The following is a 1,305-nucleotide window of genomic DNA, read 5'->3' as shown; positions in this document are numbered from 1 at the left end:
ACCCGACGGGTCGCCCCCGGCGCGCGGCACTGGCGCAGGAGGCGACGTGAGCGACCGGCTGACCATCCCCCAGGAACACGTCGACTGGCGGACCAAGGGGCTGTGGTGGCCGGGCGGGCCCCTCACCCTGGAGGAGTTCGCGGCCCGCCGCGACAACCTGTTCACGGGTCCCTTCACCTGGCCGCTGATGGTCCTGAGGGCCTCCGCGCTGGAGCGCAACATCACCGCGCTCGCCGACTTCACCCGCGAGGGCGGGCTGCTGTTCGCACCGCACGGCAAGACCTCCATGGCACCCGCCCTCATCCAGCGCCAGCTGGACGCGGGCGCGTGGGGCGTCACCGCCGCCACCGCCAACCAGGTCCTGGACCTCAGGCGGTTCGGGGTCCGCCGCATCCTGCTCGCCAACCAGCTGTTCGACGGGAAGGTCCTGCGCTGGGCGGCGGACGAGGCCGCGGCCGATCCCGGCTTCGAGTTCCTGTTCTACGCCGACTCGGCCGAGGGGGTCGCGGCAGCCGCCCGCTCCGTCGCCGGCCGGGAGGGCGGGCGCCCCCTCCGGATCCTGGTGGAGCGCGGGGTGCCGGGCGGCCGGACCGGCTGCCGCACCCGCGAGGAGGTCCTCGCCGTCGCGCGCGCGGTCGAGGAGGCGCCGGGGCTGGCCCTGGCGGGCGTCGCCGGCTACGAGGGGCCGCTGGGCGACGCGGACGCGGTCCGGGGGTTCCTCCGGGACCTCTCCGGCGACGCCGCCGCCCTCACGGACGCGCTCGGGGTGGGCCAGCCGATCGTCTCGGTGGGCGGCAGCGCGTGGTTCGACCTGGTCGCGGAGGAGATGGGCGGCCGGACCGAGTACATCCCCGTCCTCCGCAGCGGGGCCTACGTCGCCCACGACGACGGCCTGTACAGGAGGACGACCCCCTACAACCGCCTCCCCGAGGGGCCCGGGGCCCTCGCGGGCGCCCTGGAGCTGTGGGCCCAGGTGACCTCGACGCCGGAGAGGGGGCTGGCGATCGCCGCACTGGGGCGCCGGGAGGCCAACTACGACCAGGGGTTCCCCGTCCCGCGCCTGCTGCGCCGCGCGGACGGGGGAGCGGAGGCGGCGGAGGGCGTCGAGATCACCGACCTCAACGACCACCACGCCTACCTGCGGGTCCCGCCGGAACTGGGCGTCCGTCCCGGGGACCTGCTCTCGTTCGGCATCTCGCACCCGTGCACCGCGTTCGACCGCTGGCACGTCATCCCGGTGGTGGACGACGCCGACACCGTCGTGGACGCGGTCGCCACCTACTTCTGACCGGCACCCGGCCTCCG

1 protein-coding gene is annotated in these 1,305 nt (G+C 75.6%); it reads left to right on the top strand.

Features of this window, described 5'->3' with window-relative positions:
* The first annotated feature begins 46 nt into the window (after positions 1 to 46).
* On the top strand, positions 47 to 1,288 hold the full coding sequence (locus tag ACWGL3_RS32220) for an alanine racemase (protein WP_267946088.1): 1,242 nt from the start codon (positions 47 to 49) through the stop codon (positions 1,286 to 1,288).
* Positions 1,289 to 1,305: the final 17 nt, after the last annotated feature.

The sequence above is a fragment of the Nocardiopsis sp. NPDC055824 genome (genome assembly GCF_053616335.1).
Note: the sequence above shows the minus strand (reverse complement) of the source record. Positions and strands in the feature narration are given on the sequence as shown.